This is a genomic window from Actinoallomurus sp. CA-142502, assembly GCF_050936355.1.
Classification (GTDB): domain Bacteria; phylum Actinomycetota; class Actinomycetes; order Streptosporangiales; family Streptosporangiaceae; genus Actinoallomurus; species Actinoallomurus iriomotensis.
Genome location: NZ_JBNJMY010000001.1, coordinates 250,845 through 270,606 on the forward strand (window position 1 = coordinate 250,845; position 19,762 = coordinate 270,606).

Consider the following 19,762-nt stretch of genomic DNA (forward strand, 5'->3'; position numbering starts at 1 on the left):
TATCGGGTAGAGCGCTGAAATGGGCACGTAACGGATTAAGGGGGCAAGCCGAGCCTCAGGTAAGAGCGGGCGTACGAGCCAGCGGGCCGCGCAACCGACTGGCTGAGCGGGTTTCGCAGCAGAGGGGGGCTGGACCCACCCGCCGCTTCGCCCTCTTACGGCTCCCGGGTCATGCCCGGTGAGACTCAGGGGGTGCCGGGGCCGGCGGTCTGGCCGCTGATGTTCGGCCAGTTCTTCCACCGCAGCGGATACTTCACGTAGATCCGCGGCACGTGGATGAACAGCTTGGCGGCCTCCTGCTGGAGCGTGGGCGGCTTGGTCCACCCGTCGCCGTCGCCCTCGAGGTAGGAGTCGGTGACGTTGCTCGCGTACGTGTAGGCGTTCGAGGCCGCCATGCGGGTCGTCAGGCCGCCGAGCGCTCCCGTGACGCCCGGCCGGCGCAGGAAGTACCTGCCGAACACCTGCCGGTACCTCGACGTGGGGTTCAGCCCGGGCAGGGCGTCGGCGACGCCGTCGTAGGCCATGTTGCCGGCGAACCCGTCGGCGAGCTGAACGGCGTTCGCCCGGACCGACAGAGGGTCGTAGCCGGCCACCTTCGTGAGCGTGTCGCGGTCGACACCGGCGGCCAGGCTGGTGCCGTAGATGCCGAGTTGGAGGGCCTGCTGCCCGCCCGCGTACGCGACACTGTCGGCCAGGGCGTAGATCACCCGCTTGACGAGCAGCTGGACGAGACTGTTGCGGATCCTGCCGTACCAGCGGGCCTGCCCGATCAGCGTCAGCAGCCGGGCCTCCAGAACGCCGGTCAGCCAGCCGTAGCAGATGGTGAAGACGATGTTGGCGTACAGCTGGATCGCCAGCACCCACAGCGCCGCGCGTATCTCGTCGTTGACCTTGGCGAACTGCTCGAGCGAATCGGCGACCCTTCGGGCGTACGCCGAGACGTCGGCCGGATAGGCGGACGGAGCGACCGCTCCGGTGGCCGCCGACCCGCCCCAGTACCGCTCGAACGCGGCGGGCCCGTCACCGTCGTTGTGGCTCTTGACCTGGCCGACGACCTTCTCCATCGCCGTGCCGCTCCGGTCGACGGCGTCCGCGATGTCCCGGTAGTAGCCGGCCATCGTCCGGGCGCCGTCGCTGTCCGCCTTGGGCAGCTGTACACCCGCGACCCAGAGCAGGACCTGCTCCGGCGTCACGAGCCGAACCGGGGCACGCTCGCCAGGTCGACCGCCGGCAGGGCCGCGATGCCGTTCCAGTCCGCCGCGCGGACGTCACCGCTCATGAGGGCGAGGTTGACGCCGACCGTCCCGTACGCGCCGCACAGGGCGCCGGAGTACTCGGCGAGGTGCCGGCGCGCCCTGACGAACCCCTGCCGGGCCTCCCGACCCGCGTCGTCGTCGCCGTAGACGTCGCCCAGGTCGTCGATCTTCCCGAAGAGGTAGTTGATCGCAGACGCGAGGTCACCGTCCTCATCCACGAACCTTCGCGACGCGTCTTCGAGTTCGGCGTGATCGATGTGCATCGGCTCTCCGTTCGCGTGTCGGGGGTCACATGCGCAGGTCGTGCCGGATGTCGCGTAGCGCGGCGAGCACGTCGTCGAGGTCCTGCCCACCGAGGTCGACACCGGCCATGGCCTGCGCGTTCGCGGCCGCCAGCTCGGCGATGAGGGGGCGCATCACCTCGTCGGCCCGCGCCCGTACGTCCCGTAGGCCCTGCTCGGCGGCGCCGAGGATCGCCTCGGCGAGCGCCTCGGACCCCAGCCGCATCGCCCGGGGGTCGATCCGCAGTCCCGTGAGCGCGCCGAACCGATCGACCTCGACCGTCACCCGCTCGGCGGCGGCCCGCCCCTCGCCGCGCAGTTCGCTCATGCGCGCCTGCGCCTCCCGCAGGGCGGCGTTCCGCCGGGTGATCGTCGTGACCAGGTCCTCGATCCGGGACTCACCTCCCGTCGTGTCGTCCATGCGCCCTCCTGTGATCACTGGCCGCACGCTATTCACGGCCCGTTCCCCGAGAGGAACCGACGCGTTAACTTCCCGTTACGGCCCTCCGTGCGCCGAGACGGCGGTGACCAGGAGATATTCGGACGACGTACGCCCCCACCCGCTGTTACCTTGCGGTCATCATGGAAACTCTGGACGAGAAGGACATCCGCACCTCCTTCGTCAACTGCTCCAAGAGCGAGACGAAGCGCATCAACCTGCCCAAGCCGCTGTCCGATCAGCCCTGGGCCGACCTGGACTTCCTGGGCTGGCGCGACCCCGGTGCGCCCGACCGCGGGTACATCGTGGTCGAGCACGGCGGCCGGCTGGTCGGCGTCACCCTGCGTGCACCGCAGGGGGTGCACCGAAGCTTCACCAAGACCACCGTGTGCTCGTTCTGCGTCACCGCCCACCCGGGCACGGGCGTGTGCCTGCTGGCCGCGCCCCGGGCCGGTGCGGCCGGGCGGCAGGGCAACACGGTCGGCGCCTACATGTGCGCCGACCTGGCCTGCTCGCTGTACGTCCGCGGCAAGAAGGACACGGGCCTCGGCGCGCGGTACGAGGAGGACCTTTCCCTGGAGGCCAAGGTCGCCCGCACCATGGGCAACCTCGCCTCGTTCGTCGACCGGGTGCTCGGCTCCTGAGCTCTCGCTCGCCGGCCTCGGAGAACTCCGTAATGCGTGCTCTCCCCGGCCAATCATCGCCGCGCTGACTTATCACAAGAAGCGGCGCGTTTCCCGCCATTCCTGTTAGTCTCGAAGCGTTTTTTCGGTCGTGACTAATCGGGCGCTCATGCCCCCTCGTACGAGGAGAATGGTGCTGTTCATGGATGTCACTCGCAGTCGTCCCCGGGGACGGGGTGTCACGTCGGAATCGGGCGATACGGCATGGCCGGACGGGCCGGCCGCCGCTGATTCCCCCCACACCGGGCGCGGGTCTTCCAAGGACGAGAGTGTGGCGGTCACGATCGGCACCGACGGCCTCGTCGACACTGTGGCGATCAATCCGCGAGCGCTGCGAAAGGGCGCGCAGGCGATCGAGGAACTGACCCGGGAGGCGGTACGCGAGGCGCAGCGCGACTGGTTCGGCCGCCTCGCCGCGCAGGACCCGGCGCCGGCCTCGAAAGAGCGGCTGCGCGCCAGGCTGGAAGAGATCCAGGCGGAGTACTCCCTTCGCATGGAGGAGATCAATCGCCTGATGGCCGGCCTGCTGAGCACCCGATAAGTCGACCGCCCCGGCGAGAGAGGTCGGTATTCACATGCCGAAGTACGACCAGAAGTCATTGACGGACGCGGCGGAGAACATAAGCTACGCGACCAACGAGGCGCAGGCGCAATATCACGAGGCGGGCGGGAGCCAATACGGTTCGTGGCCCGCATCGACGACCCTGCCCCCGCACGAGACCATGTCGTTGCTGATGATGAAGAACCCGGACACGATGGAGTACCAGACCCTCGACGACTTCAAGCCGGAGTCCTGGGAGGTCTTCCTGACGAAGGACTTCTTCACCACTTTCCAGACGGTGTACGACTCATCCCAGAAGGCCGTGCGCGCCACCGTCCAGCAGGCAGGCTATGGGGGCTACGGCCTGGACCGGATGGCGTGGAGCGCCAAGCACGTCGAGGACGACAACGTCACCGCCGTCTTCAAGACGTTGGACAAGACCCAGAATCGAGACGGCTGATGGCGGACGAGATCACCCTGCCGGGTGACCTGGCGGGCCTGGTGAAGCGCTGGACCTCGGACGGCACGATGAAGTTCCGCTGGCCGACCGACGACGAGCGGAACTACAAGGTCAGCGGCGACCACTGGGGCGGTGAAGAGGTCGCGAATGAGCTGAACGGGCTCAACCCGGAACCGGCGATCAAGGCGGCGCTCCAGAACAACGAGGGACCCGCGATCGACGCGTTCGCGGATTACTGGCGCGATGTCCCCGTCCGCAACGTCCAGGACCTCACCATGTCGTTCAAGCGGGTGTCGGCGGCACTCCTCGCCATGAACGCGGCCCTCATCGCGTACAAGAACGCCGCGATCGAGAGCCTGTCGGATCTGAAGAAGGAACTCGACGACAACGAGAAATGGGCGTGGCTGCCCTGGTCCGACGACGGCGCGATCCACAAACGCGCGGTGGCGCTGATCGAAAATTTCGACCTGTACGACCAGCTCAATGTGGACCAATTCCACGGGACCATGGCCAACAGCGTGGCGATCATGAAGCAGGAGGCCAAGCTCTACGACGACATCGCCAAGCGCTTCACCTCGGACACGGAGAAGACGGGCGACAAGCTGAACGACGGGTAGCCTCCTCGGATGGGCATCGTTCCGCGCCTGTTCGCCGTCACCGTCGACTGCCCGGACCCGATGGGTCTCGCGCGGTTCTACCGGTCCTTTCTGGGCGGCGAACTGCACTCCACCAATGACGACTTCGTGGTGCTCGTCCGCGACGGCGAAGTCCGCCTCGACTTCCAGCGGGTCGCGAACCCCGAAGCCGCCCGGTGGCCCGACCCTCGGGCGGCCCGCCGGCTGCACCTGGACTTCGCGGTCGACGACCTGGCCGAGGCCGAGGAGCGTCTCCTCGGCCTCGGCGCCGCTCTGGCCGACGTACAGCCGGGCGGCGAGAGGTTCCGGGTGCTGCTCGACCCGGCGGGACATCCGTTCTGCGTCGTCACCGCCTCAGCCGCGTCCGTCGGCTGACGCCAACGCCCTTGCGGCCGGCTTCGGCGGGCGTGCCGGTCAGCGCGTCGCGCCAGCGGGGTTCTCGTCGTCACCGAGGTAGGTGCCGTACCCGTCGACCACCAGCGGGCCGGCGAAGATCAGCACCTCGTTGACCAGGCCGCCCTTCTGGTTGCGGTAGTTGACGACCAGGCAGTCGACACCGACATAGGTGCCCACGACCTCGAACCGCAGGTCGGGGATGCGTCGCAGGCCCTCCGACCAGTAGGCGCGCAGCGCCTCCTTGCCCCGGATGACCCCGTCGCCGCCGAGAAGCTGCGCCGCGACCGGCGAACGGAACGTCACGTCGTCCGCGAAGTGGGCCAGGAGTGCGTCCAGGTCATGCGCGTTCCACGCCGCCAGCCAGCCGTCCACGAACTTCCGCGCATCGACAGGATCCATGACCGCGATTATGTCCGGTCCGCCGGTGTCACGCGGAACGGGCTTCGCTCACCAGAGCTCGGTGAGGACGCCGGACGCGACGACGATGACCGCGCCGATGACGATGAACACGGCCGGGACGATCCACTGCCCGTACCGCCTGACGACATCCACGATCTTCTTGTGGGAGCCGAGCCAGGAGCCGGCCAGGCACCACACGGCGACACCGACGGCGAAGACCACGACGGTCACGATGGTCGAGCCGGCGTCGATGCTCCGGAACACGGGGGTGTAGACGGAGACGTTGTCCGCGCCGTTGGCGATCGTCACCCAGGCCACCGGCATCAGCCCGGTGACGACGGGAGGTGCGCGTTCCTCCCCGCGGTTCCCGGCTCTGACGGTCATCACGAGGCCCCGGACGCCGAGGACGAACGGGACCAGGCCGAGCAGCCCACCCCAGTTGTCCGGAATGAACGTCAGCCCCAGCGCCGCCGCGAGCGAGACCAGCACCAGCACCGCGATTCCGAGGTACTGCCCGGCCCAGATCTGCCACGCCCTGGGTCCGCGACCGGCCCGTGAGGTCAGGAAGAAGACGGTGAGGACGATGATGTCGTCAACGTTGGTCCCCGCGAACATCCCCGCGGCGCGAGCGATGGTTCCCCCGATCCCTGCCATGGCCGGACCAATCTATCCGTCGGCGGCCCAGCGGAAGGTCAGCGTCTGCGCAGGTCAGCGTGCCGAATCAGCCGCGGTCGCGCGGCCCCTCAGCGCCGGGGGACGACGAGGACGGCGCGGAAGTCATAGCCGTCCTGCCCCGGTGCCTCCCATTCGAGGCGGACACGCTGCCCGGCGTGCAGCTCGCGGTAGCCGTCCGCGGCGATGTGGCTGAAGTGCGCCCAGCAGCCGCCCGGGGTCTCGGCGGAGTCCAGCACGCCCCAACCGTCTTCGGCCCGCCATTCACGGACGACCGCGTCCGTCTCACCGGTGCGATGCTCAGCGGAGGCCACAGCCGCAGGATAGCCTCGCTTCGGCTCCCGTACGCGCGAGTCTCTTTGCCGCCCCGGCCGGCTGAGGGAGACTGGCGGTGTGATCGTCGAGAGACTGCGCCCCCGCGACTACAACGACGTCCGGCAAGTGGGGCACTACTTCTGCAAGGGCGTACTGGTCGTGATGGACCTGACGGCCATGACGGACGAGGAGGCCCGGCAGCTCGTGGACTTCGCCGCAGGCCTCATCTGCGCCCGCGGCGGAGACATGCAGCGCCTCAGCCCCAAGGTGTTCATGCTGGTCCCCGCGGAGCCGGCCACGCCGAGCAGCACGACGGGCATCGTGAAGAAGCTGCGGCCGCGCGACTACAACGAGGTGTTGTACGTCGGGCACTACTTCCGCCAGGGCATTCCGGTCGTGATGGATCTGACGGCCATGACGGACGACGAGGGCAGGCAACTCGTGGACTTCGCCGCAGGCCTCATCTGCGCCCGCGGCGGAGACATGGAACGCCTCAGCCCCAAGGTCTTCATGCTGGTCCCCGCCGGCCTGGCCACCGGGGAGGGCGACACGGAGTCCGCCTGAAGGCTCGCTCAGTTCCAAGGCTCCGCGTTGGGGTCCTCGCCCAGAGCGAGGGCGGCCGCGCGGCACAGCTCCTCGCCGACGCGCTGGTTGCCGCCGTGATCGGAACCCCAGGCGTCGGCCGCGGCCCGCGCCACCTCACGCCAGGTCATCTCCTGGTCCACACGCCAGACCCGGATCTGCGCGACCTGCGTCGACGTCAGTTTCACCGGCCACCTGCCAGCACCACGTCGTCCATGACGATCGACGGTGTGGCCGCCTGGTCGGCGGAGTCGTAGTCGCCCGCGGTGATGGCGACGACGACTCCCAGGTCCGGCAGCACGTAGAGGCGCTGTCCACCGTTCCCCATGCCACCGGCCCAGCGGACGCCCGTCGACGGGAACGTGCCCAGGTACCACTGATAGCCGTAGTCGAAGTCGTTTGCGATCCGCACGTGCGGGCGCAGCGCCGCGCGCAGCCAGGCGGCCGGGATGACGCGGCCGTCGTCGTCGAGCACCGCCTGGCCGATCCGGGCCAGGTCGCGAGGTGTCAGCCGCAGGCCCGACGCCGCGGACGCCACACCATCGGCGCCGGTCATCCACGCGAACGTGGATATCCCGAGCGGCCGGAAGAGCGCCTCACGCGCGAAGTCCGGCAGTGGCACACCCGTCCCCTTGACGACCAGCCGGCCGATGAGAGCCGAGGCGCCGCCGTTGTACCGCCAGCGCTTTCCCGGCTCCTTGACGATCGGCCGGTCGAGCGCGAACCGGTGCCGGTCCGGGGCCGACTCCATCGCGATCTCGCTGTTGGCCTCGCTGGTGTAGGGCACGTTCTCGTTCCACTCGAGGCCGAGGGTCATCGTCAGCGCGTGCTCGACGGTGATGGAGGCACGCCGGCCGTCCTCGGCGAGGTCGGCGTACTCGGGGAACCGGCTCAGCAGCGGCTCGGCCGGCTCTGGCACCAGGCCGTCGGCGAGGGCGATCCCGTACAGCAGAGCGACGATGCTCTTGGTGACCGAACGGATGTCGTGCAGCACGTCGGGCCCGAACGTGACCCGCCCCAGCGGCTCGTTCCACGAGAAGTCCTCGCCCGCCCCGTAGCGTTCGAGGACCACGCGGCCGTCGCGCAGGACCACGAGACCGTGCAGCCCCGCCGCGCGACCGGCGGAGAGCACCTCGTCCAGACGATCGCCAAGGCCGGTCTCCACATCCGCCTCCCGCCGCTCGCCAACACCTTACGACGGCGCTATACGGATTTGAGGCCGCGTCTCAGGGGATCGCCGGTGACGCCCAGCTCCGTACGGGCTGCCTCCATGAGTGCGTATCTCAGCTCCCGCTTCACGGCGGGCTGTTCGGTCGGGTTCCGGTCGCGAAGCAGGTCATGCAGGGAGACGGTGTAGTCGTGTGCGGCCTGGGCGAGTTGCGGCGAGCACACGAGTTCGCAGGCCTTCTTGGCCAGCCAGAGGTCATGAAGCCGGTCCCACATCTCGGCGTCATCAGGCGAACGGTGATCGGGACGTCGGTCCAGAAGTAGCTCCACGCTTTGAGCGGCGGAGAGGAAACCCAGGATCGCTTCTTTTCTCTCCGTCCGCTCGGCGGTCGACTGCTCACGTTCCTCCCGGCGCGCGGCGACCCTGGTGGTGAGGTACTGACCGGTGAGAGTGCTGGCGGCTCCGACGGCAACGCCGACCAGGGGCAAGATCGTCGCGGACCAACTCATGGCAGCCATACTCAGGCACATGCGCTAGGGATCGGCCGTTCAGCGGCTATCAGAAATCGGTGAGCGTGAACGTTGATGCGGCCTTCGGCACTGATCCGCTGGTGGAGGCGGCGCAGTGAGGCGTCGTAGCGCTCGACGCTGAAGTCGGGGATTTGCCAGGCCACCATACGCAGGTGATAGATAACGGCGCCGATGTCGTAGAAGGTGAACACGGGATGCTCCTCGCGCCTCAATGTCAGTCGAAGTCCGGCCGCGGACAGCTCCTTACTCGCCGTACGGAGCGTCCAGCTATCGGGGGCATGCGCGGGTGATGCCCCCAGGGCCTCGTTGAGATCCGCGCAGTCCTCGCTACCGACTTGCTGCGTCAGCAGAACTCCACCAGGGCGCAGCACTCGCCTGACCTCGTGCGCCGCCAGGCTTCCGTGGCGATTCAAGACCAAACCGACCGACGCATCCGGTAATGGCAGCCGGTCCTTGTCGGGTGACGGAACGACGGTGACGCCCAGGGGTTCCAGGCGACGGCGAGCCACGGAAATGTTGGGTGGCCAGCCTTCTGTGGCCCACGTGCGAGGAGGCAATGGCCCGAGCGAAGCCAGCAGTTCACCACCGCCGGTATCCATGTCCAGCAACCGATCGGTGCCGGCGACGTGTGCGCGAGCGAGATCGCGGTACGACCATGACGGCTCCGAACCCTCGCAGCGCCCGGCCACCCATTCGAAGTCCCATCCCTCGCTCGGAGCGGCCATAGCGGCAACGACCAGTTCATCGTATCCGGGAACCGTCATGTTCGGAGACTAGAAACAGTCGTCAGACGGAGCAACAACTCAAGTCGGTTCGATGCGGGCAGTTGCGGCGCCGCTACTCGGGCGCGCTCGGCCGATCCGTCACGCCTGGCGCATCTGCACGGTCCGCGGATGGCTTCGGTGCTGTGCCAGTCTGATGGCGTGTACAAGGAACCACGCGTTCCGCTGGTGGTCACCTACGACAGCGATGCCGATGCGGCGTACATCTACCTCCAACATCCCGTCACGTCCGACGCTTCGGAACGGATCGTGCCGTTCGATCCCCGCGAGGGCATGTTCAACCTGGACATTGATCACGACGCGCACGTTCTTGGCTTGGAGATCCTCGGTGCCCGCCGGCATCTACCGTCGGCGCTGTTGGAGGCGATACTCCGTCAGGATCAAGCCGAGACCGAAGACCAGTAGGAAGAATCCAGCCTGGCATTCCTTCCTCAGCCGGTCCCGGTGTGTTGTGACGGGAATCGAGCCCGCGCTTAGAGCGGCCGGACAGCGACGACGGTGCCGCGAGTGCTCTCGTCCCGGTCTAATGGCCCGTTAGTGGCCCGCACGCCCCCGTCCATGATCAGGGCGGGGGCGTCTTGGCTGGTGGAGCCTAGGGGATTTGAACCCCTGACTTCCTGCTTGCAAATCATGCCGATCAGAGCCGATACAGGCGCTGACCTGCGTGGGCATGTACCCGCGAGTGACCGCCGTTGACCCTTGATCACCGAGACTAATGGCACGCTAATGGCACGGCCGGGAGCCTCGTATGTCCCGGCCGGCCTTGCCGGTCGACCACATCGTTATCAGTTCGATCATGGTCCAGTGATCAAGCCTCCGGCCGACGCCGGCCGTCCACACGGGTCTGCGTTCATCCGGCGACGTCTACCTGTGTTGCTGTCACCGTTGCTGTCAGCTTGGTAAGTCGCTGCTGCTGGTCGCTGATCACCTGCGTTACTGCTGACCTGCGTCCTCTCCGCGCTCTCCCCGTGAGCGACCGTGATCGTCCGCTCTGACGGGCACGCCCATCCGATATCGGCTCAGCAGGCGTGTTCTTGGTACACCGCGCTCTCAACGGGCGTGTGTACTGCGATGACTGCCCACTCGGGTCGGCGCTCGATTGCGTCAAGGACCTCGCCGATCGGGCGCGCACCGTCCCCGTCGGACCACCACTGGTTGTACTTGCCCAGAGCTTCGAGGGCAGGAGTTGGTTCGTATGCGATGTCACATCGAAGCTGAACCAGCGCTTGTCCCCCTTCGTCGTTCAGATCGAACTGTCGGCATAGAGAAAGGAGGAAGTGCCTCGGGCCGCCGAACGAAGCAGTGATGTACTCGTAGAGCATGGCGTCTTCCTCGACGCCCGCTACCGACACATTCATGAACCTGCGGAACGCTCGCCAGGTCCGGGACGGTTCGAGGCTGCTCGGCTCCTGCCCCTCGTCCCTAAGGAAATCGAGCAAGGTCTGTTCCACCATCGTTACGACCACGGCCCCTAGTTTGGCGTGTCTTCACGTATGTGGCCCCCTGCCTGGCTTCCACCCCGACCACCCACCCGACTCGGCCCGTCAGCGCGGCCATCCCGGAGCCTGAGCCCCCCGCCGGAGGGGCCTCGCCGGCGCTCTCGTCTCTGCGGGCTAATGGCACGTTAATGGCACGAACGCCCCCGTCCATGATCAAGGCGGGGGCGTCTTGGCTGGTGGAGCCTAGGGGATTTGAACCCCTGACTTTCTGCTTGCAAATCATGCCGATCTTGCCCCTCACAGGCGCTGACCTGCAAAGCCACGTGGCCGCGAGTGCCCCCGTTGACCCTTGATCACCGAGGTTAATTGCACGCTGATTGCACGGTCTACGGTCGCGCCTCCGGCTTGGTTCGTCGACCGCATCCTTATCAGTTCGATCTTGGTCAAGGTGATCAAGCTCTGCCCGAGTTAGCGCTGTCTCCCGTGATCGCGATCATCTCTGTCCCTCTGCTGGTGTTGCCGTCACTACCGTCAGCGCACCCGGCTCCGGAGGGCGGTCGCGCACCTTGGGGCGAGGGTGGCTGTGACCTGCGATCCGAGGGCTGTTCGTGTGCAGTTGCGTAGGTGCCGTTCCGCGTATATTCCGCAGTCCGGATCGCGTGGTTACAGGGTGCTTGCTCTCGGCCGATCGTGACTCCACCGATGAGTTCGTCTCTTCCCGCCGGTCTAAACGTGGGACGGTACGGTGACCGTCCGATGCCGAAAGGGAGGTCTTGTGGGCAAGGTGATCGTCTCGACCCAGATGACGGTGGATGGCGTGATGGACCGGATCGAGGAGTGGTTCACGCCGGATGGCGAACACGAGGAGACCGGCAGCTTTGACCAGCTCTTCGCCGCGGACGCCCTTCTACTCGGCCGCAAGACGTACGAAGGCCTGGCAAGCATCTGGCCGACCATCACGGACACTCGCGGGTTCGCGGACCGGGTCAACAACATGCCGAAGTTCGTCGCCTCCCGCACTCTGCAGGAGCCGCTGAAGTGGAATGCGACGTTGATCGAGGGTGATCTCGCCGAGGCGGTTCCCGCGCTGAAGCAGCGGTATCCGGGGAACCTGGTGTCTTACGGCTGCGGTGAGCTAGCGCATTACCTCGCCATACACAACCTCGTGGACGAGATCCGGTTCTGGGTTCACCCTGTCGTTCTCGGTAAGGGCACGCGTCCCTTTCATTCCCTGGAACCGCCGGTCCGTATGCGCCTGACAGGCACCACCACGTACCGCTCGGGGGTCGCACTCTTGAGCTATCAACCGGACTCACGGTAAGAGCTCACCTGCGGACCCGTCCTTGACGCCTCCGTGTACACCTGGGGTGGACATCGAGCATCGATCGCTCCTGACCTCGACCCCGTAGGCGTGTTCCTACGCCACAACTCCCCTGCCTGACCAGGCTTCCACCTGAACCACTGACCAGGTGCACCGATGCGCCCTGGCGGGCGAGATCCCCGAGCTGGAGAGCATCAAAGACGAGCCTTGGTACATCGGGGCCGCCCGATCGGCGCGGCCGGAGGGACCGGCGCCCACGCCGCACGCCTGTAGGGCGTGCCGGAGCGGGCGGCCTGCGGCGGCGCTTGCGCCGCCGCCTTGAGTGCGGTGCACCGGTCTCGGTGACTGCCAAGGAGTACCGGCTGCTGCGCGCGGTGATGACCACGGCTGTCGACGACGACAAGATGCTCAGCCGGAATCCGTACCGTGTCCGGGGTGCGGACAACGAACACACGCCTGAGCGGCCGGTCCTCACGGTGGCCCAGGTGTTCCAGTTGGCCGAGTTGCTCGGTCGCCGGCCGGTGGGCAACGTCCGCAAGCTGGGCTCCGGCGGCTTCCGCCTGCGCTATCGAGAGGCAGACGGCGAGATGTGCGTGTGTCCCGTGATCTACCCGACCAGGGCGGCGGCCGGTGAGGCGTTGTGGCATCTGGCGACTGAAGACCAGGTCCACATAGAACATGACCGGCGCTTCCGAGCGCTCGTCCTGCTCGCCACCTTCGCGAGCCTCCGGTGGGGTGAGGCGATCGTGCTTCGCCGCTCGGACATCGGCCTGAAGGCGCGCACTGTCCGCGTTCGGGAACAGCTTGTCGAGTTGGACGGGGGACAGATGGTGCTCGGTCCGCCCAAGTCGCGAGCTGGAAAGCGCGTGGTCAGCGTCCCCGCGGTGATCATGCCCGCGCTTCGTGCACATCTGGATGCCTTCGTGGAGGATCGGCCGGACGCAGTCGTCTTCCTCGGCGCAGGCGGCGGGTTCCTGCGAGCGAGCAACTTCCGGCGTGAGGCGAACTGGGATTAGGCGCTAGCCGACATGGGGCTGAAGGGCCTGCACTTCCACGACCTTCGGCACACCGGGAACACCCTGGCCGCCCAAAGCGGGGCAAGCCTGGCGGACCTCAAGGCGCGGATGGGGCAGGACAGTGATCGGGCCGCGTTGATCTACCACCACGCAAGCCAGGGCGCTGATCGGAAGATCGCTGACGCCCTCGACACGCAGGTCAAGTCAGAGCGGCCGGATGACGACGATGGCCTCGCCGGCGCTCTCGTCCCTGCGGGCTAATAGCACGTTAATTGCACGAACGCCCCCGTCCATGATCAGGGCGGGGGCGTCTTGGCCGGTGGAGCCTAGGGGATTTGAACCCCTGACTTCCTGCTTGCAAAGCAGGCGCTCTGCCAACTGAGCTAAGGCCCCTCGTGAAACGTGCTACAGCCTACCGGGAACTCGCCGTGCCGTGGCGACCCCGGGTGGCAGGCAATCTCGGCGCCTGGGGCGATGGCCGTGGGCTGGTCGGAGAGTCGACGCGGTCTGGTCGGCTTCCTACAGGCAGTGCCACTCGCTGTCGGCGCGCCGTCCCCCGTCGTTACGACGGCGGTTTCAGGCCGCCTTGTGGCAGGCCCCTTGGACTCGGCTCTCATCCGGCGCGGGGGGTGAACGGGTCCTTGCCGATGATCTCTGTTAGTCGTCGGCGCAGTTCGGCGGTCTCCTCGACGAGCTGGGCCGTGATCTTCTCCTGTCGGGCGAGCCGTTGCGCCAGCTCCGCGACGGTGGTGCCGGCCGCGTCCGTCTCTTCGAGCGGGCCCAGTCTCCGTAGCTCCTCGGCGGCGTCCTCACGGCCGGCCTGGTCGAGCTGTTCGGCCGTGACGCCGACGGCGCGCGCCATTCGGGCGACGGTGTCGGGCGGGCCCGTGACCGGGGCGTAGACGCCTGCGCTGACGGTCTGATAGCCGCTGACGATGTTGCGCCACCGGTTCTCGCTGATGCCGGCGCGAGGTGCCGCCTTCCGCTGGGAGAGCCCAGAGAGTTTCTGAGCGCGCTCGATCAGCTCGCCCTCAGGGCGTTGCGGCGGTCGCTCACTCATGCCGCACATGGTCGCACACGGTCGCACTAACCGGTCCGCTGTCCATCGAGTACCTGCACGTTCACGTATCCACAGCCTCAGCAGTGCGACACCCGTCCACTGCGAAGTAGTGCGACCTGTTGACCCGTCGCAACACGTCGCACTACTGTCATCCCATGCGACGCACCCGTAAGCCGCCTAAGCAGCCGCTGGACCACGAGCCGGCCGCTGTGAAGTACGCGCGGGACAACGCGGGGTTGACCCAGGAGCAGGTGGCGAGGCTGTGCGGCGTGTCTCGCACGCTCATCACCGAGATCGAGAACGGCACCCGCAACGCGACCCCACGCATGATCGGCAAGCTCGCCGCCGCCCTGAACTGCCCGCGCGTCGTCCTGGAGCGCAAGCGGCAGCCTGAGCCGGCCGAAGAGGAATACCGCTCACGGGGGATGGCGCCGGTCGGCGCCCAAGCGGCAGGTCGGCCGCTCCCGCCTCCGCCCGCTCCTTCGCGCGGTACGGTTTGGTCAGTGCCCAATCGGCGCGAACGCGACTTGACCCAATAGGTCGTTAACGTCCGGCTCACTGATTGGGGAGGCCCCCGCGCCACCTTTCCAGGGCGCGACGCGAGGGCCCCGCTAGCGGTCCTGGTCTCTGCTTCCCGTCAGAAGCGGGGGCCAGGGCCGTCGCCGAGCAGCCATTCGAGCAGCAGCTTCACGATGAGCCACAATTCGCTGTTCGGCTCCGATCGCCGATGTCTTCCGGCCATCGGCATCACCTTCCTATGGCCACCCGCACGGCGGGGGCCGATCGGACGGCCGATCCTTCACGAGGATCGACTGGCCGACCATCCTTTTCGGTCGGCCAGGCCTGATCCGACCGGAGGACAAGCGGTGGTGATGCGGGATGACCGTACCGAAAAACCCCGCCTGGTCATTGCCGCTCGCGAACATCGGAACATCTCCGGACACAGGCGCGTCCGTGGACGGATGAGCCGCGACCCGTTCGTCGGGCCTATCTCGGTGCCGGGATCGCGGCGGTCGTACGGAAGATGACGTCCGGGAGGTCGGTGACGTTCTCCAGGACATGCGTCGCGCCCGCCTGTTCCAGCCGGGTGCGGTCATGGGCGCCGGTGAGAACGCCGGCGACGATCGACGCGCCGGCGCGGTGGCCGCTCAGGATGTCGTTCGCCGTGTCGCCGCAGACCGCGATGTGACGAACGTCCTCGACCTGGAGGCGCAGCGCCGCGGTGAGGATCATGTCCGGGTACGGACGGCCGCGGCCGCCGGCGTCGTCCGGGCAGATCAGCAGGTCGGCGCGTTTCCACCAACCCAGAGTGTCGATGACGCGGCCCAAGGTGGCGCGGCCGAAGCCCGTCATCAGGCACACGCGGACACCCGCGTCGGCGAGCTTGTCCATGGCGGCCTCGGCACCGGGGATCGGCGTCAGGCCGACCCGGTCGATGACGGAGTCGTACGCGCACTCGAACGCGTGGTTGGCGGCCCGAGCGCGGTCGTCATCGGAGAAGATCTGCCGGAAGACGGCAAGCTTTGACTGCCCCCGTGCCTCGCGCACGCGGGTCATCGATCCGGTATATGCCCCGGTGCCGGGGACGACTCCTTGCGTGGCCAGCGCCTCGGCGAAGGCCTTCTCGACCACGCCGCCGTCGGCCACGCTCGTACCGGCGAGGTCAAGGCAGGCGAGCGTGATCCGCGCTCTGTCGTCCACGCACGCCCTCCATGCTCCCCGCCGGTATCAAAGTCGTGTCTCAGTTGTCCGCCGACGTCGCCTCGGTCCACAGGTCGAGCTCGGCCCGGTCCTGCTGCAGCCGGCGCCAAACCGCGAAACCACCGAGGGCGACCAGCGCGAGAACGATGAGTTTCTTCACGGTGGGACCCCTTCAAACTGACTGACAGTGCGTCTCGCAGCCTAGCAACCGTTGGCGTGTGCCGGGTGGCTTCCCCCCGCACGCTATCGATCATGAGATTGTCGGCGTTGTCCAACGTAGGGCGGCACATGAGTCGCGGCGGCGAGGACGGCACGAACACTCGTTCGTCCACACCTGTGGATAACTCCCGGCTCTCCGACCACGGCCGTGTCGGGCCTCCCGCCCCTCCCCACACGGTTGTCCACAGACCTGTGGACAACCGTTCGCCCGGACGAAGGCGATGACAGACTGGCGACATGGCGCAGATCCACGAGCATGACCCATCGTGCGCGGTCGCCCACGGCGAGGCACCGAGCGAGACCGCCGATCGTACGCTCGTCGCGGTGTTCGGCTCTCCGGTCGCCGAGTTCCTTCTGAGGTACGGCGCCGACCTGGGATATCGCGGTGTCCTCCTGGAGCCCGACGCGGACCGCGCGGCCGGAGCCGCACCGGACGTCCCGGTCGTCACCACGCCGCCGGACGGGCTCGACGGCACCGCCGATGTCGTGGTCACCGACCACCACCGCCCCGAGCTCGGCCCCGTGCTCCGCGACCTGCTCGCTCACCCGGTCCGCTGGATCGGCGTGATGGGCAACCCCCGCCACCAGGGCCCGCACGTCCAGGCGCTCACCGATCTCGGCGTGTCCGGGGAGGAGATCGCCCGCGTGCACCGGCCGGTGGGCCTGAACATCGGCTCGCGTACGCCGCCGGAGATCGCCCTCGCGACGCTCGCCGGCCTGATCGCGGACCGCAACGGACGCCCCGGCGGCTTCGAGTTCTGACCGCGGCGCCGCCCGTACGCTGCAGGACATGACCGTCCAGCTCATCCGTTCCGCCGATCTGTACGGCGGAGTCGAGTACGCCTACGCCGCCGTCGCCCCACCGGGAGCTCTGATCTTCACCGCGGGCGCATGCCCGCTGGATGAGAGCGGGGCGACGATCGGCCCCGGCGACGTACGGGCCCAGGCGCGCGCGTGCGTCGCGAACCTCACGACCGCTCTGGCCGCCGCGGGCGCCGACCTGGGTGACGTGCTCAAGACGACCGTGTACGTGGCCTCGGCGCGCCGTACGGACCTGACCACCGCCTGGGAGGAGATCCGCACGGCCTTCGGCGAGCACGACGTGCCCAGCACCCTGCTGGGCGTGACCGTCCTCGGGTACACCGATCAGCTCGTCGAACTGGAAGCGGTGGCCCTGCGCCCTGATTCGGCCGTACGGTAATCAACCGGCGAGCGGAAAGGATCACCCCATTCGGCGACGCACAGGTTCATTTCTCTGACCGGCGGGGATGAATTAGTGCGGAAGGGAGACGTCAAATGGGTATTGTTATTGCGGTTCTCCTGCTCGCCCTCATCCTCGGCGGCGTGGGTTTCGCGGTACACGTCCTGTGGTGGATCGCCCTCGCCGTACTGGTGCTCTGGCTGCTCGGCTTCGTCTTCCGCGGACCGGGGACGGCCGGCGGCCCGCGCAGCCGCTGGTATCGCTGGTAGCCCGGCGCGACGCACCAAGAACACAAGAACGCGTCGTCGCCGCGGGCCATGCGACGGCGGCGCGTTCATCCGTTTCCCGGAGTAAATGCGACACCCTCCGGTATGCGAATTAACGCCCCCGTATCGGTTAGGGCGACCACCCCGGGCGCCACATGAAACTATCCGTTCGGCATTTCTCTGGAAATCATCGCCGCGCGCTCGCCCCGCAGATGCCCGGTGTACCAGCCGACCTGAGCGACGCTCGCCGCGTACGCGATCCACAGGACGAACAGGGCCGCCCCGAACTCGACCAGAAGACCCGCGAGGAGGAAGGCGGCCAGGACGGCCCCGTACAGGAGCCGTACGACGCTCTCAGGGGGTCTGCCGCCCGGGAGTGCCCGGTAGGCCAGGTACCAGGCCGCGGCGGCGCCACAGAGCACCAGAACGAAGACGACGACGGTCAGCCACGTGTGCGTGCCCACGTTCCCGCGTGACCCGACGAAGACCAGTGCCACGACGAGCATCGCCGCCCACGCCACGACCGACACCACACCCGGCCACCGCACCACGAGCGAGTACATATCGATGGAGACCCTCCAACCGCTCCGAGAGTTCACCACGCCACGGCCCTGGACGTCGAGAGAAATCCACAGCCTGTGGACAACTCCCGAGGTCCGTCCACGACGCTTACCGCGCGGGAGCCGTTCGGCGGTCCTGGAACGTAGCAGCCGCGGCCGAGAGGCCGCATCAGACGGTCCTGCGGTAGACCTGGCGCGAGCCGCCCTCAGGGCCCGGGTCCGCGGGCTCCGCCGGGGTGAAGCCGAGTCGTTCGTAGAAGGCACGAGCGCCGCCGACGACCGCTCCGGGATGGTCGGGGCCGAAGGTGACGACTTCGACCGTGGCGGGGCTGTGGACGAATCGGCGGAACGCGTCCGCGAGCAGAGCCCGGCCGATGCCCTGGCGCGTGCGTGTTCGGAGACGACGAGCCAGTGCACGTGGTACTTCGGGGGCTTGGCGCCCATGAGCAGCCCGCCCAGGAGTTCGGTCCGGTTGGAGGACACCGCGACGAGGGCCGTCTCCCGGCGGATGTGCTTGTGGACGGCGGCGTGGAAACCAGGATCACCGACCATGGGACCGAACCAGTGCTCGACCTGTGCCGCCAGCCCCACGAAGCCCGGCGCGTCTCGCTCAAGGGCGAGCCTGACGATCACGCGAGCAGTATCGCAGGGACGGGTCCTGTGGGCGTACGCATGAGCGATGCCGGCATCGGGGGCGGTCGCGGCCGGCGGACTTGATCTGAGGTCGTCTCGCTCGGGTGCTGCTCAAGGTGCCCAGGGCAGCCGTACCGCCTCGATCTCGGTGTCGGTCACGAGGGCCTCGACGAGCGGCCCGGGGCCCGCGACTTTGGTGGCCCACAGGTCGTAGTCGGTACAGAGGACCCATGAATGGTCTTCCGCCCAGAGGTTGGACGGGCTGAAGTCGGTGTCGGGGTTGTCATAGAGGATCTCGGCGTCGCCGAGTCGGCCGGCACGTATGTGCAGGTTCTCGAAGTCGATGGCTCCGAGCATGAGCGGGTTGTAGTAAGCCAGACATCGGGTGTCCGCGCCGGCCGGCGCGTGCGCGGTGAGAAGCGCGATCAGTCGATTCCAGGTCTCGCGGTCCAGGCTGCCCTCCGTCGGCGGATGGATGCCGATCGGCCAGCTGCCGTCCTTGCGGGCAGAGGGAAAGCAGCGGTAGGAGGGCAGCGACCCGTCGGGCACCACCGGGTCGCCGCTGCGCTGCGCGAGTTCCGTCCAGCGCAGCCGACGCCAACCGGGACCGGGGTGCTCATTACGGCCCAAGCCCCCTCCGGTGATGATCCCCATGGAATCGAGATCGATGTTCCCGGCGATGTGAGGCTCGGTGCGCCCGGCGTCCAGGCCGTCCCGGTGGTACTCGTCGTAGGACACATCGGTCGGGCCGTTCTCGTGTTCGTACATGGCATTGAGCACCCATGCCGCGTCGGGTAGCGGCGGCGGCATGAATCCGGTGAGACCATCACCGGCGAGGTCCACCAGCCAGTCGGCGGCACCGGCGGACACAAGCGGCCACCGCGTGAACACCAGCGCGGGCATCTCAGACATCCCGCCATGCTTCCACCAGGCGGTCCTGAGCCCCAGGAGCAAGCTGTGTCAGTGAGGACGGGACGGCCGAGCCTTGGACCGGCCGGGCGAAGCCCGGCATCGGGGGTTCCAGGGGGTCGCCCCCTGGGCCAACACAGAAGGCCCCGGCGAAGCCGACCCAAAGGGTCGGCGAGTAGCCGAGGCCAGCACGTGGGCCTGGGTGGACCTGAACCACCGGCCTGATTCTCATCAGTTCGATCATGATCCGAGTGATCAAGCTATGGCCGAGGCCGCTCCGTCCGTCGGCAGCCGTGGT

30 protein-coding genes and 1 tRNA gene are annotated in these 19,762 nt (G+C 67.8%); 14 read left to right on the plus strand and 17 right to left on the minus strand.

All coding sequences use genetic code 11. The features are described from left to right. Window positions 1-185 precede the first annotated feature (185 nt). The 3 genes from ACQEV1_RS01465 to ACQEV1_RS01475 are packed head-to-tail and all read right to left on the minus strand — an operon-like array spanning window position 186 to window position 1,958. On the minus strand, window positions 186-1,193 hold the full coding sequence (locus ACQEV1_RS01465) for a hypothetical protein (RefSeq protein WP_433390284.1): 1,008 nt from the start codon (window positions 1,191-1,193) through the stop codon (window positions 186-188). After that, window positions 1,190-1,519, minus strand: a complete 330-nt coding sequence (locus tag ACQEV1_RS01470) for a hypothetical protein (protein WP_433390287.1) — start codon at window positions 1,517-1,519, stop codon at window positions 1,190-1,192. The genes ACQEV1_RS01465 and ACQEV1_RS01470 overlap by 4 nt, the downstream gene beginning before the upstream one ends. 25 nt (window positions 1,520-1,544) lie before the next feature. After that, entirely contained in the window at window positions 1,545-1,958 is a 414-nt protein-coding gene (locus ACQEV1_RS01475) for a YbaB/EbfC family nucleoid-associated protein (protein WP_433390290.1), read from the minus strand. Window positions 1,959-2,119: 161 nt separating this feature from the next. Here ACQEV1_RS01475 and ACQEV1_RS01480 point away from each other — a divergent pair, with 161 nt between their 5' ends. From ACQEV1_RS01480 to ACQEV1_RS01500, 5 genes are all read left to right on the plus strand, one after another. Further along, window positions 2,120-2,620 carry an FBP domain-containing protein gene (locus ACQEV1_RS01480; RefSeq protein ID WP_433390293.1) on the plus strand — a complete coding sequence of 167 codons (501 nt, stop codon included), beginning with the start codon at window positions 2,120-2,122 and terminating at the stop codon, window positions 2,618-2,620. A 310-nt stretch (window positions 2,621-2,930) separates the two neighbouring features. Continuing rightward, entirely contained in the window at window positions 2,931-3,200 is a 270-nt protein-coding gene (locus ACQEV1_RS01485) for a hypothetical protein (RefSeq protein WP_433390296.1), read from the plus strand. 34 nt (window positions 3,201-3,234) lie between these two features. Then, on the plus strand, window positions 3,235-3,660 hold the full coding sequence (locus ACQEV1_RS01490) for a hypothetical protein (protein ID WP_285629024.1): 426 nt from the start codon (window positions 3,235-3,237) through the stop codon (window positions 3,658-3,660). Continuing rightward, window positions 3,660-4,277 carry a hypothetical protein gene (locus ACQEV1_RS01495; RefSeq protein WP_285629022.1) on the plus strand — a complete coding sequence of 206 codons (618 nt, stop codon included), beginning with the start codon at window positions 3,660-3,662 and terminating at the stop codon, window positions 4,275-4,277. The genes ACQEV1_RS01490 and ACQEV1_RS01495 overlap by 1 nt, the downstream gene beginning before the upstream one ends. A gap of 9 nt (window positions 4,278-4,286) precedes the next feature. Beyond that, window positions 4,287-4,670 carry a VOC family protein gene (locus tag ACQEV1_RS01500; RefSeq protein WP_285577387.1) on the plus strand — a complete coding sequence of 128 codons (384 nt, stop codon included), beginning with the start codon at window positions 4,287-4,289 and terminating at the stop codon, window positions 4,668-4,670. A gap of 39 nt (window positions 4,671-4,709) precedes the next feature. Here the strand turns inward: ACQEV1_RS01500 and ACQEV1_RS01505 are convergent, their stop codons facing one another. From ACQEV1_RS01505 to ACQEV1_RS01515, 3 genes are all read right to left on the minus strand, one after another. Then, window positions 4,710-5,090 carry a nuclear transport factor 2 family protein gene (locus ACQEV1_RS01505; RefSeq protein WP_433390298.1) on the minus strand — a complete coding sequence of 127 codons (381 nt, stop codon included), beginning with the start codon at window positions 5,088-5,090 and terminating at the stop codon, window positions 4,710-4,712. 48 nt (window positions 5,091-5,138) lie between these two features. Beyond that, window positions 5,139-5,744: a cadmium resistance transporter gene (locus ACQEV1_RS01510; RefSeq protein WP_433390301.1), complete on the minus strand. Its 606-nt coding sequence runs from the start codon at window positions 5,742-5,744 to the stop codon at window positions 5,139-5,141. A gap of 89 nt (window positions 5,745-5,833) precedes the next feature. Beyond that, complete coding sequence (locus tag ACQEV1_RS01515; RefSeq protein ID WP_433390304.1) at window positions 5,834-6,076, minus strand: hypothetical protein; 243 nt, start codon at window positions 6,074-6,076, stop codon at window positions 5,834-5,836. 79 nt (window positions 6,077-6,155) lie between these two features. Between ACQEV1_RS01515 and ACQEV1_RS01520 the strand changes: the two genes are divergently transcribed. Next, window positions 6,156-6,641 carry a cell division protein SepF gene (locus tag ACQEV1_RS01520; protein WP_433390306.1) on the plus strand — a complete coding sequence of 162 codons (486 nt, stop codon included), beginning with the start codon at window positions 6,156-6,158 and terminating at the stop codon, window positions 6,639-6,641. 8 nt (window positions 6,642-6,649) lie between these two features. Here ACQEV1_RS01520 and ACQEV1_RS01525 read toward each other — a convergent pair whose 3' ends face one another. The 4 genes from ACQEV1_RS01525 to ACQEV1_RS01540 are packed head-to-tail and all read right to left on the minus strand — an operon-like array spanning window position 6,650 to window position 9,121. Next, a complete protein-coding gene (locus tag ACQEV1_RS01525; protein ID WP_285577378.1) occupies window positions 6,650-6,847 on the minus strand; it encodes a hypothetical protein in 198 nt (65 codons plus the stop codon). Next, window positions 6,844-7,824 carry a serine hydrolase domain-containing protein gene (locus tag ACQEV1_RS01530; protein ID WP_433390309.1) on the minus strand — a complete coding sequence of 327 codons (981 nt, stop codon included), beginning with the start codon at window positions 7,822-7,824 and terminating at the stop codon, window positions 6,844-6,846. Before ACQEV1_RS01530 ends, ACQEV1_RS01525 begins: the two co-directional genes overlap by 4 nt. A gap of 38 nt (window positions 7,825-7,862) precedes the next feature. Continuing rightward, a complete protein-coding gene (locus tag ACQEV1_RS01535) occupies window positions 7,863-8,315 on the minus strand; it encodes a hypothetical protein (RefSeq protein WP_433390312.1) in 453 nt (150 codons plus the stop codon). Between the two features lie 32 nt (window positions 8,316-8,347). Next, window positions 8,348-9,121: a class I SAM-dependent methyltransferase gene (locus ACQEV1_RS01540; protein ID WP_433390315.1), complete on the minus strand. Its 774-nt coding sequence runs from the start codon at window positions 9,119-9,121 to the stop codon at window positions 8,348-8,350. 129 nt (window positions 9,122-9,250) lie between these two features. Here ACQEV1_RS01540 and ACQEV1_RS01545 point away from each other — a divergent pair, with 129 nt between their 5' ends. After that, window positions 9,251-9,544: a DUF2283 domain-containing protein gene (locus ACQEV1_RS01545; protein WP_433390318.1), complete on the plus strand. Its 294-nt coding sequence runs from the start codon at window positions 9,251-9,253 to the stop codon at window positions 9,542-9,544. A 614-nt stretch (window positions 9,545-10,158) separates the two neighbouring features. Here the strand turns inward: ACQEV1_RS01545 and ACQEV1_RS01550 are convergent. Then, window positions 10,159-10,605, minus strand: a complete 447-nt coding sequence (locus tag ACQEV1_RS01550) for a hypothetical protein (RefSeq protein WP_433390323.1) — start codon at window positions 10,603-10,605, stop codon at window positions 10,159-10,161. Window positions 10,606-11,353: 748 nt separating this feature from the next. Between ACQEV1_RS01550 and ACQEV1_RS01555 the strand changes: the two genes are divergently transcribed. The 3 genes from ACQEV1_RS01555 to ACQEV1_RS01565 all read left to right on the plus strand — a co-directional run bounded on the left by ACQEV1_RS01555 (window position 11,354) and on the right by ACQEV1_RS01565 (window position 13,176). Continuing rightward, the gene (locus ACQEV1_RS01555; RefSeq protein ID WP_433390327.1) at window positions 11,354-11,899 is read left to right on the plus strand and encodes a dihydrofolate reductase family protein; all 546 of its coding nucleotides are present in this window, start codon (window positions 11,354-11,356) and stop codon (window positions 11,897-11,899) included. 341 nt (window positions 11,900-12,240) lie between these two features. Beyond that, window positions 12,241-12,915 carry a hypothetical protein gene (locus ACQEV1_RS01560; RefSeq protein ID WP_433390328.1) on the plus strand — a complete coding sequence of 225 codons (675 nt, stop codon included), beginning with the start codon at window positions 12,241-12,243 and terminating at the stop codon, window positions 12,913-12,915. Between the two features lie 12 nt (window positions 12,916-12,927). Next, entirely contained in the window at window positions 12,928-13,176 is a 249-nt protein-coding gene (locus tag ACQEV1_RS01565) for a hypothetical protein (RefSeq protein WP_433390330.1), read from the plus strand. Between the two features lie 59 nt (window positions 13,177-13,235). Here ACQEV1_RS01565 and ACQEV1_RS01570 read toward each other — a convergent pair. Together ACQEV1_RS01570 and ACQEV1_RS01575 are read right to left on the minus strand one after the other, a co-directional pair. Next, a tRNA-Ala gene (locus ACQEV1_RS01570) sits at window positions 13,236-13,308 on the minus strand. 220 nt (window positions 13,309-13,528) lie between these two features. Continuing rightward, window positions 13,529-13,975, minus strand: coding sequence for a helix-turn-helix domain-containing protein (locus tag ACQEV1_RS01575; RefSeq protein WP_433390332.1), 447 nt, complete (start codon window positions 13,973-13,975; stop codon window positions 13,529-13,531). Window positions 13,976-14,130: 155 nt separating this feature from the next. Between ACQEV1_RS01575 and ACQEV1_RS01580 the strand changes: the two genes are divergently transcribed. Continuing rightward, window positions 14,131-14,514, plus strand: coding sequence for a helix-turn-helix domain-containing protein (locus ACQEV1_RS01580; RefSeq protein WP_433390335.1), 384 nt, complete (start codon window positions 14,131-14,133; stop codon window positions 14,512-14,514). 448 nt (window positions 14,515-14,962) lie between these two features. Here the strand turns inward: ACQEV1_RS01580 and ACQEV1_RS01585 are convergent, their stop codons facing one another. Both ACQEV1_RS01585 and ACQEV1_RS01590 read right to left on the minus strand, forming a co-directional pair. Then, window positions 14,963-15,676, minus strand: a complete 714-nt coding sequence (locus ACQEV1_RS01585; RefSeq protein ID WP_285577358.1) for an HAD family hydrolase — start codon at window positions 15,674-15,676, stop codon at window positions 14,963-14,965. 40 nt (window positions 15,677-15,716) lie between these two features. Next, window positions 15,717-15,836: a DLW-39 family protein gene (locus ACQEV1_RS01590; protein ID WP_285577356.1), complete on the minus strand. Its 120-nt coding sequence runs from the start codon at window positions 15,834-15,836 to the stop codon at window positions 15,717-15,719. 296 nt (window positions 15,837-16,132) lie between these two features. Here ACQEV1_RS01590 and ACQEV1_RS01595 point away from each other — a divergent pair, with 296 nt between their 5' ends. The 3 genes from ACQEV1_RS01595 (at window position 16,133) to ACQEV1_RS01605 (ending at window position 17,365) form a co-directional block, all read left to right on the plus strand. Beyond that, on the plus strand, window positions 16,133-16,657 hold the full coding sequence (locus ACQEV1_RS01595) for an XdhC family protein (protein ID WP_285628992.1): 525 nt from the start codon (window positions 16,133-16,135) through the stop codon (window positions 16,655-16,657). 28 nt (window positions 16,658-16,685) lie between these two features. Next, window positions 16,686-17,096, plus strand: a complete 411-nt coding sequence (locus tag ACQEV1_RS01600) for a RidA family protein (protein ID WP_285628989.1) — start codon at window positions 16,686-16,688, stop codon at window positions 17,094-17,096. Between the two features lie 95 nt (window positions 17,097-17,191). After that, window positions 17,192-17,365, plus strand: coding sequence for a hydrophobic protein (locus ACQEV1_RS01605; RefSeq protein WP_285577350.1), 174 nt, complete (start codon window positions 17,192-17,194; stop codon window positions 17,363-17,365). A gap of 158 nt (window positions 17,366-17,523) precedes the next feature. Here the strand turns inward: ACQEV1_RS01605 and ACQEV1_RS01610 are convergent, their stop codons facing one another. Together ACQEV1_RS01610 and ACQEV1_RS01615 are read right to left on the minus strand one after the other, a co-directional pair. Then, on the minus strand, window positions 17,524-17,925 hold the full coding sequence (locus tag ACQEV1_RS01610) for a hypothetical protein (protein WP_433390340.1): 402 nt from the start codon (window positions 17,923-17,925) through the stop codon (window positions 17,524-17,526). 741 nt (window positions 17,926-18,666) lie between these two features. Beyond that, window positions 18,667-19,458, minus strand: a complete 792-nt coding sequence (locus ACQEV1_RS01615) for a hypothetical protein (RefSeq protein ID WP_433390343.1) — start codon at window positions 19,456-19,458, stop codon at window positions 18,667-18,669. Window positions 19,459-19,762 lie beyond the last annotated feature (304 nt).

Bases quoted from the DNA above. Each gene is read 5' to 3' on its own strand.
- ACQEV1_RS01490 (WP_285629024.1), top strand. From the start codon at position 3,235: ATGCCGAAGTACGACCAGAAGTCATTGACGGACGCGGCGGAGAACATA.
- ACQEV1_RS01565 (WP_433390330.1), top strand. From the start codon at position 12,928: ATGGGGCTGAAGGGCCTGCACTTCCACGACCTTCGGCACACCGGGAAC.
- ACQEV1_RS01600 (WP_285628989.1), top strand. From the start codon at position 16,686: ATGACCGTCCAGCTCATCCGTTCCGCCGATCTGTACGGCGGAGTCGAG.
- ACQEV1_RS01505 (WP_433390298.1), bottom strand. From the start codon at position 5,090: ATGGATCCTGTCGATGCGCGGAAGTTCGTGGACGGCTGGCTGGCGGCG.
- ACQEV1_RS01495 (WP_285629022.1), top strand. From the start codon at position 3,660: ATGGCGGACGAGATCACCCTGCCGGGTGACCTGGCGGGCCTGGTGAAG.
- ACQEV1_RS01510 (WP_433390301.1), bottom strand. From the start codon at position 5,744: ATGGCAGGGATCGGGGGAACCATCGCTCGCGCCGCGGGGATGTTCGCG.
- ACQEV1_RS01605 (WP_285577350.1), top strand. From the start codon at position 17,192: ATGGGTATTGTTATTGCGGTTCTCCTGCTCGCCCTCATCCTCGGCGGC.
- ACQEV1_RS01615 (WP_433390343.1), bottom strand. From the start codon at position 19,458: ATGCCCGCGCTGGTGTTCACGCGGTGGCCGCTTGTGTCCGCCGGTGCC.
- ACQEV1_RS01540 (WP_433390315.1), bottom strand. From the start codon at position 9,121: ATGACGGTTCCCGGATACGATGAACTGGTCGTTGCCGCTATGGCCGCT.
- ACQEV1_RS01500 (WP_285577387.1), top strand. From the start codon at position 4,287: ATGGGCATCGTTCCGCGCCTGTTCGCCGTCACCGTCGACTGCCCGGAC.
- ACQEV1_RS01595 (WP_285628992.1), top strand. From the start codon at position 16,133: ATGGCGCAGATCCACGAGCATGACCCATCGTGCGCGGTCGCCCACGGC.
- ACQEV1_RS01545 (WP_433390318.1), top strand. From the start codon at position 9,251: ATGGCTTCGGTGCTGTGCCAGTCTGATGGCGTGTACAAGGAACCACGC.
- ACQEV1_RS01475 (WP_433390290.1), bottom strand. From the start codon at position 1,958: ATGGACGACACGACGGGAGGTGAGTCCCGGATCGAGGACCTGGTCACG.
- ACQEV1_RS01470 (WP_433390287.1), bottom strand. From the start codon at position 1,519: ATGCACATCGATCACGCCGAACTCGAAGACGCGTCGCGAAGGTTCGTG.
- ACQEV1_RS01610 (WP_433390340.1), bottom strand. From the start codon at position 17,925: ATGTACTCGCTCGTGGTGCGGTGGCCGGGTGTGGTGTCGGTCGTGGCG.
- ACQEV1_RS01480 (WP_433390293.1), top strand. From the start codon at position 2,120: ATGGAAACTCTGGACGAGAAGGACATCCGCACCTCCTTCGTCAACTGC.
- ACQEV1_RS01580 (WP_433390335.1), top strand. From the start codon at position 14,131: ATGCGACGCACCCGTAAGCCGCCTAAGCAGCCGCTGGACCACGAGCCG.
- ACQEV1_RS01575 (WP_433390332.1), bottom strand. From the start codon at position 13,975: ATGAGTGAGCGACCGCCGCAACGCCCTGAGGGCGAGCTGATCGAGCGC.